This is a genomic window from Gammaproteobacteria bacterium, from assembly GCA_013696315.1.
GTDB lineage: Bacteria > Pseudomonadota > Gammaproteobacteria > JACCYU01 > JACCYU01 > JACCYU01.
Map to the genome: position 1 here is coordinate 1 of JACCYU010000241.1, position 5,017 is coordinate 5,017.

The 5,017-nt window shown below is 60.2% G+C and carries 5 protein-coding genes and 1 pseudogene; 2 read left to right on the top strand and 4 right to left on the bottom strand.

The annotated features are described in order from the left end of the window. The 3 genes from H0V34_14070 to H0V34_14080 form a co-directional block, all read right to left on the bottom strand. A partial coding sequence (locus H0V34_14070; protein ID MBA2492760.1) for a porin occupies nt 1-785 on the bottom strand: 785 nt, incomplete at its 3' end. Beyond that, complete coding sequence (locus H0V34_14075) at nt 725-1,207, bottom strand: hypothetical protein (GenBank protein ID MBA2492761.1); 483 nt, start codon at nt 1,205-1,207, stop codon at nt 725-727. The genes H0V34_14070 and H0V34_14075, both read right to left, overlap by 61 nt. A 69-nt stretch (nt 1,208-1,276) precedes the next feature. After that, nucleotides 1,277-1,510 (bottom strand): YezD family protein, encoded by a 234-nt coding sequence (locus H0V34_14080; protein MBA2492762.1) that lies wholly within the window; start codon nt 1,508-1,510, stop codon nt 1,277-1,279. A 194-nt stretch (nt 1,511-1,704) separates the two neighbouring features. Between H0V34_14080 and dapB the strand changes: the two genes are divergently transcribed. Next, nucleotides 1,705-2,514, top strand: coding sequence for a 4-hydroxy-tetrahydrodipicolinate reductase (gene dapB / locus H0V34_14085; GenBank protein ID MBA2492763.1), 810 nt, complete (start codon nt 1,705-1,707; stop codon nt 2,512-2,514). Between the two features lie 85 nt (nt 2,515-2,599). Here the strand turns inward: dapB and H0V34_14090 are convergent, their stop codons facing one another. Further along, nucleotides 2,600-3,163, bottom strand: a complete 564-nt coding sequence (locus H0V34_14090) for a sulfite exporter TauE/SafE family protein (GenBank protein MBA2492764.1) — start codon at nt 3,161-3,163, stop codon at nt 2,600-2,602. Between the two features lie 170 nt (nt 3,164-3,333). Between H0V34_14090 and H0V34_14095 the strand changes: the two are divergent. Then, nucleotides 3,334-4,652: pseudogene (locus tag H0V34_14095) on the top strand (DEAD/DEAH box helicase family protein). Nucleotides 4,653-5,017 lie beyond the last annotated feature (365 nt).

The following is a 5,017-nucleotide window of genomic DNA, read 5'->3' on the forward strand; positions in this document are numbered from 1 at the left end:
ACTTCGAACGCGCCCCAGCCGCCGCTACCGACGGGCTTGTATGGCTCGATGCCCGCGTAACTAGCGTCCTCACCCGTCAGCACGAACACCGCCGTGGCTTGCGCGGCCTCATGCGAGAGTGCTGCGGTCGCGGTGCCGTCGGTCACGTCAAGCTTCGAGCGGATGTACTCCGCCAGCACGCCGAACGATCCGGCGTAGTAATAGCCCTGTGGCGACCAGCGCAGTTGTTGCCCATCGGCTGCGGTGGTCTCGGCGTACTCAAAGACGGTCTGCTGACCGGGGCTGCGATAGCGCGGCAGGAAATCCACCGCGCCGTCGCCCGCGCCGCCTTCCTTATCTCCAAAGCTGCCGGCGATGCCGAAGCCCAGACCCGTGATCGGCTCGGCGAACACGCGCGCTGAGTACTCGAAGTTGTCATCCGGATTGGTCGCTGGCGAATCGCGACCGTCGGGCGTGCCGTTGGTGATCGCGACTGCGTAACTGAAAATGCTGTCCGGCTTGCTGTTGATGAGCCCGCCGGTGTACAGCTCCGCCCCGATGTCGCGGTTCGGCGCGAGTTCGGTAGGATAGCCGCACTCGATCATGTGGAGATTGCTGGCGGATTGCAGACGCTCCAGGCCCACCGGCGCCTTGAACTTGCCGCCTCGCAGGGTCGCGAAGTGAACCGCATCAACGTCGACATAGGCGTCGATCAAGGTCGCGCTGTCGCCGGCGAAATCTGGCATCAGCTTGAATGAAACAAACTCGCCGACGGTGCCCTCCAGGGTTGGGCGCGCGCGGCGCACCAGGAGGTATCGCTGGCGGTGTCTTCGTCATCGGCGTAAACACGGGTGTCACCTTGCACCAGCACCTTGAGCTTGAGCGTGAAGGCGCCATCGCCGGACTCGATCACAAAGCCGCTTTCGTCGGCTGACGCGGTTGTATCCTCCTCCAGTGCGTCGGCTTCCTCTTCTTCCTGGATATCAAGCTGACGCTCGAGAATTCGGACTTTCTGATCCAGCTCGTAGAACTCTTCCACGCTGCTCGGGTCTTCCGCCAGTCCCACTTCCTCTGCTTGCGCGAGTTGGAGACTGCGGTCGACGACGCGGGCCTGCCGATCGAAAGCATCGACGTCATCTTCGGTCGCGGGCGCCGCGCTTGCGGCGCTGTGCAAGACCATGCCCCCAGCCACCAGCATTACCCTTCCAATCGATATTGTCTGTGACATTTGTGCACTTCCTATGCGCATTGATACCTCCGGAGAGCCGGTTGGTCTTGCGCTCAAAGAATAATGGGATTAAAAGCTCGCCAGCTGACTGGTAGAGTGAAAGAAATGGTTAACGGCGGGTGCGGTCTCGCGCGGCGGTTCCAGGCGGACTTTTTCCTTGCGTTCGATCTGAACGATGCGCCCGGCGTGTATGACAATCTCAACCGCGCCGTACTGGATGCCTTCCAGCGCACGCAGCACACGCGCCGCCGCCTGGGCGACTTCCCCGGTGTTCGTGTCGGCAAGATCGTGTGGCTCTGGCATACTCTCGCTCCGTGTGGGGCTAATCAAGTGACGCCATGCTAACGTGGTGAGCGGCCGATTTGAAATAACCTTTTGTTCACCGGATATATAGAAAATAGAATATGAGAATATAAGGCTTAGTTAATGCGTCGTTATGTATTAGCATCGCTCGTACTCACGCAAACCGTCTTGTTGCCATGACCAAAAACAATTCGATGACGCCGATCCGGCTCGCGATCAGCGGCGCTGGCGGTCGCATGGGCCGCACCTTGATTGAAGCATGTCAGGCCGGTGAGGGGATCGAACTTACCGCCGCCGTGGAGCATCCGGACAGCAGCCTGATCGGCGCGGATGCCGGCGAGATCGCCAGTGTCGGCAAGCTGGGCGTCGCTATTATGCCCGGCCTCGATCGCGTGCTCGCGGATTTCGATGTGGTCATCGATTTCACGCGGCCGGCCGCGACCTTGGAAAATCTGGCGGTCTGCAAGACCCACGGCAAGCGCATGGTGATTGGCACCACGGGTTTCAGCGCGGAGCAGGGCGCCCGGATCGGAGCGGCGGCGGCGGACATCGCCATCATGCTCGCGCCGAACATGAGCGCCGGGGTAAATCTATGTCTTAAACTGCTGGACACCGCCGCGCGGGTGCTGGGTGATTCGGTCGATATCGAGATCGTCGAGGCGCACCATCGCTACAAGACTGACGCGCCCTCGGGCACCGCATTGCGCATGGGCGAAGTGGTCGCTCAGGCGCTGGGCCGGAACCTGTCCGAGTGCGCGGTATATGGACGGGAAGGCCAGACCGGCACGCGGGATCGCAAATCGATTGGCTTCGAGACGATTCGCGCCGGCGATATTGTCGGCGAGCATACAGTTATGTTCGCAGGATTGGGTGAGCGGGTTGAAATCACCCACAAGGCTTCCAGCCGCCTGACGTTCGCCAACGGCGCGGTACGCGCGGCCGTCTGGATCGCAGGACAGAAACACGGCCTGTTCGATATGCAGGACGTGCTGGGTTTGCGCTAGACCGGGGCGAAACCGCGCTCGCCCACTGTAATGGCTTGCCCGATCTGTGCTCGCTTTCGCCCAGGCTAGCGTCTGGCGGAGTTGCTTACGCCGTATTGAAAACGTAGTGGATGGCCAGTTGGACCAACTCGCCGATGATCACGATGACAAGGAGCCGGAATACCCACGTCCGGGCGAAGGACGACGCGGCGAGGCGCGCGCCCAGTACGCCTCCGGCGAATCCGCCCGCGCCCATCACGGCGCCCATGCCCCAGTCAACGACGCCGTCGGCGGCAAATACGGCCAGGGCAACCGCCGTTGTGGGAATCAGCGCCAGGGTTTTCAGGGCATTTGCCTCGACGAGCGGCATGTGTACCGCCAGGACGAGGGCGAGCAGCAGATAGGTTGCGCCATCGAGGACAATGAAGCCCAACCAGATGCCGATGCCGCAGAAGATAGCCACCTCGCGGATTCCGAACCGTGTTTCGCTCGCGGGCGACGACTCGATCGCGTGCTTGAGTTTGGTGAAGAGCAGGACAAGCGCTACCAGCACCGCCAGGGTGATGACGAGGCCGAGATCGCGGCCAGGCAACGAGTCCGCAGCGAGTGCTCCCACGGCCGCACCCGCGGTAACCGGAACGCATACGCGCCAGGCTAGCGGCCACAGGATGTGACCGCCCCGCCAGTATCAGCGCTTACGCGATGTTCGCGATTCATACGGTGCGCCTCGCCGGGCACAGCAAAAACGGACCGCCCAGGTGCTTCCGATAAAGAACAAGAAAGGCAGGAGGGCGATACAACTCGCCGCACGTAAAAGTAGAACGAGCTGGGGCATGGCCGATGAACCAGAATCCCGAACAGATCGCGCGCGACCAGATCGATAAGCGTCTGGTCGAGGTCGGCTGGGTTGTTCAGAACAGGAAGGCCATCGATTTCAACGCGGGCTTGGGGATTGCCGTTCGCGAGTACCAGACCGATGTCGGTCCGGCCGACTACGCGCTGTTCGTTGATAAAAAGGCCGTCGGCGTTATCGAAGCCAAGCCTCGGGAGTGGGGCCACAAGATCACGATGGTCGAGGAGCAATCGGCGGACTATGCCGCGGCGAAGCTCAAGTGGATCCACAACAAAGCGCCGCTGCCTTTTGTCTACGAGAGCACCGGCATCATCACGCGTTGCACCGATGGCCGTGATCCGAAGCCACGGTCACGGGAGGTTTCACCTTCCACCGGCCAGAGACCATGGCGGAGAGGCTGTCAAAAACCGCCTCGCTCCGTACCCGGCTACAGACGCTGCCGCTGCTGGTTCATTCTGGCCTGCGGGATTGCCAGATCACCGCGATCGAAAACCTGGAGAAATCCTTCAAGCACGACCGGCCCCGCGCGCTGGTGCAGATGGCCACGGGTTCCGGCAAGACCTACACGGCGATCACGTCTGTCTACCGTCTGCTGAAGCACGCGGATGCCAGGCGCATCTTGTTTCTGGTCGATACCAAGAACCTCGGCGAACAGGCGGAACAGGAATTCATGGCCTATCTACCGAACGACGATAATCGGAAGTTCATCGAGCTCTACAACGTTCAGCGTCTCAAATCATCCTTTGTCGCCAAGGATTCGCAGGTTTGCATCAGCACCATCCAGCGCATGTACTCACTGCTGAAGGACGAGCCGCTCGACGAAGCCGGCGAGGAGGTCAATCCCGCCGAGCGGATGTTGAAAGCGAAACAATCGCTGCCGGTCGTTTACAACCGAAAGATCCCGCCGGAGTTTTTCGATTTCATCATCATCGATGAGTGCCATCGCTCCATCTACAATCTGTGGCGGCAGGTGATTGAGTACTTCGATGCTTACCTGATTGGTCTGACCGCCACGCCCGACAACCGGACTTACGGTTTCTTTCACAAGAACGTCGTCAGCGAATACGACCACCAACAGGCCGTCGCCGACGGCGTGAACGTCGGCAACGAGATTTACGTCATCGAGACCGAGCGCACTCGACAAGTGGCGATCCTGAAGACCGATCAACAGATCGAGCGCCGCGAGCGGCTCACGCGCAAGAAACGGTGGGAGCGCCAGGATGAGGACGAGGCGTACTCGGCCAGTCAGCTCGACCGCGCATTCGTCAACCCGGATCAGATCCGCACGGTCATCCGCACCTTTCGCGCTACCGATTGATTGTTGAATCAGTCGCCGTTAACCGCGCTGCGGCGGGTGTGATTCGTTGTGCCGTAACCATGTGGATTGAAATCAACGATAGTGTTGACCCGTGTAACAAGGGAGTATTAATGTCAGTATATGGCATATTCATCCACTTCTTACCGTCCTAAATGGAACGCTGGTAAAACCACGGTGATTAGGGTGCCAGAAATCTTGGCCGCACCCGTACTTGAATACGCGCAATAGAGCTGGCCCCATCTGTTTGAACAGTTCTACCCGTTCCGATAAGTGGATTCTCTGCGGTTGGGTTACGCAGCCTTGGGCATTGGCTGCAGGCCTGAAGTAGACCTCATCGGGTGTGTGCCGTTCAA